Annotated in this window: 1 protein-coding gene; it reads left to right on the plus strand. The window is 40.4% G+C overall.

Annotated features, from left to right (window positions below; translation table 11 throughout):
* The first annotated feature begins 732 nt into the window (after window positions 1-732).
* Entirely contained in the window at window positions 733-1686 is a 954-nt protein-coding gene (locus F6K13_RS27940) for an asparaginase (RefSeq protein WP_124145055.1), read from the plus strand.
* The last annotated feature ends 854 nt before the right edge of the window (window positions 1687-2540 follow it).

Consider the following 2540-nt stretch of genomic DNA (forward strand, 5'->3'; position numbering starts at 1 on the left):
ATGACCGAGGTGTAGTGCGGCTCCGGTCCTCGCTGCCACCTTCCTCCCTGCGATCGTCCCCCTTGTCATCGGATTCGGCGCGAGGGCACGGCCTGCGGCACACTGGGCGCCCGGCCGGCCGTCACAAAACTTTTTATAGTTTGCTATTAATAATTTGTCTCGGTGGAATAATCTGGGTTTCGATCTAAAATTAACCCAAAATAGTTACAAAAAATCATAGTAATTTTGATTTAGGTAGTCAAGTAATTACAGTTATTTTTACCTGACTCATTCTCAGATTATATGCTTAACTATTTTTCTAAAATATCTGCTACATTACACTATTCTATACAATAATCTCATACGGAATTGTACTTAAATAGTTTATATTTAGAAACTATTTGTAAACAAAAGATTAAGTAGGGTATGTGACGGCACGCTTACCACTGATGGAATAATGCTCGGTTTTACACCTCACGCACCGGGTGCTGTGGGATGGTGCGTTAGTTTCACGTAACGCACCCTACGTGATTTAATATTCATTTAACAAAGACTCTCTTCAGACGATTATCTTAGCTGACATGACTAAAAATACTCGTACTTTTAAGGAAGAAATATTGATGAGCATAACTTAGTTTAGTATAAGAGAATCAGTTGAGACTTATTAAGATTAAATTGATAGATAGTCTTCAAAAATACAGTTAAATTAATGTACTTGATGAATACTCAACTTGCCCAAAACAATAAATAAAAATGACAAGGGGAAAAAGAACACAAACTTCGCAACTAGAAGTCAGACTACTCCGAGAAGGTATCCTTGAATCAATTCACCAAGTTCAGGCCACTGTGTGCGACCATAGAGGTCGGGTTTTGTCCGTGGCCGGAGGTGCAGATACTGCCACATTTGTCCGTTCAGCTCTCAAACCATTTCAAGCTTTAGCAGTTACTACTACAGGCACCCTAGAACGTTATGACTTAACTGACTTAGACTTGGCCATTATCTGTAGTTCCCATCAAGGTACAATAGAGCAAGCAAGACAGGTATTTAACGTTTTATGGCGTTGTGATATTGACCCATCAAAACTCCAATGTCCAACTCCTGCCAATAAAAATAGTCCTTTGCAATATAACTGTTCTGGTAAGCATGCAGGTATGCTGGCTGTTTGTCAGCAAAGAAATTGGCCGATGGAGTCTTACCTGCAAATGAAGCATCCAGTTCAACAGTTGATTATTAGCAAAGTAGCTGAGTTACTGGCAATGCCCGCAGCAGAATTTATTGGCGCTCGTGATGACTGTGGTGCTCCAACTTATCTCCTGCAACTGAGTCAAATGGCAACTTTATACGCTAAACTGGCTTCAGGTGATAGTTTGGATCTAGAACGAATTGTCAGGGCGATGACCTATCATCCAGAAATGGTAGGGGGAGAAGGAAGTTTTGATACAGAGTTGATGCGCTTGACGGCAGGAGAAATTGTTAGTAAGTCTGGGGCCGAAGGAGTGCAATGTATTGGTCGGGTAGGTGAAGGGATGGGTTTGGCCATTAAAGTTAATGATGGTGCTAAACGAGCGAAATATGCAGTGGCTATTCATTTGTTAACTCAGATGGGTTGGATCAGTCCAACTATTGCTGAGACTCTAGGGGAAAACTATATGTCTCTCAGTAATGTCAAGCGTTTGGAAGTAATTGGAGAAATGTGTATGGTATAGTTCAACAATTAATAATTAATAATTAATAATTAATAATTAATTATTACCTCTCCTTGAAAACGGATTGGATTGACTAATAATGAAAATTTTTTCTTGTTTCTCCTTTATGAGGAGAGGCTTTAAACCTTAATTATTTGGTGATTGGACAGCCCTGAAAAAAATTTTGAAAATATTTTGAGTAAGGGGTTGCAATTTTGATGAGGTTATGGTTATATTAATAAAAGACGACGCGGGATAGAGCAGTCTGGTAGCTCGTCGGGCTCAAGTTATAAGGTAAGACAAACAAAACAAGCACATATAGACGCCGCTAGTCACTAAGCTTGAAGTTATACCTTGTAAGGGGCGGCATACGAAGAAATTTGTATGTGATTACTTGTCAAATTCGGGGAAACCGTTAGCGGGGTAATCCCGAGCCAAGCTCCGAATTAAAGGAGAAGGTGTAGAGACTGGTTGGCAAGTACCCTAGCAGTTCTAGTTTGATAGAAGCTGAGGGTAAAGGGACAGTCCAGACTACAAACTAATTCTGATAGTTTCAGAATTAAGGCAGTGAAAGCTGTGGTGGTAAGCATAACCCGAAGGTCGGTGGTTCAAATCCGCCTCCCGCCATAAAAATAAATAATCTAAAAGAAAGTCTGGTAAATCTTAAAATTTATCAGGCTTTTTTGATTTTCGGTCTCAATACTTTTCCTCAGGAGTCAGGAGTCAGGAGTCAGGAGTCAGGAGTCAGGAGTCAGGAGGGAAGAAAGAAGGAAAAGGAATAGGAAGAGGAGGAAAAGGAGAAAGTTTTTTGGTCGTGTCAGGGGAACGGAGTTCTATGGCGCTCTTATCCAGACATGATATAAAAGGCAAAAAGC

Source organism: Okeania sp. SIO2B9 (assembly GCF_010672505.1).
GTDB lineage: Bacteria > Cyanobacteriota > Cyanobacteriia > Cyanobacteriales > Microcoleaceae > Okeania > Okeania hirsuta.

Excerpts from the sequence above, each read along its gene's own strand:
- F6K13_RS27940 (WP_124145055.1), top strand. The coding sequence starts at position 733 with ATGACAAGGGGAAAAAGAACACAAACTTCGCAACTAGAAGTCAGACTA.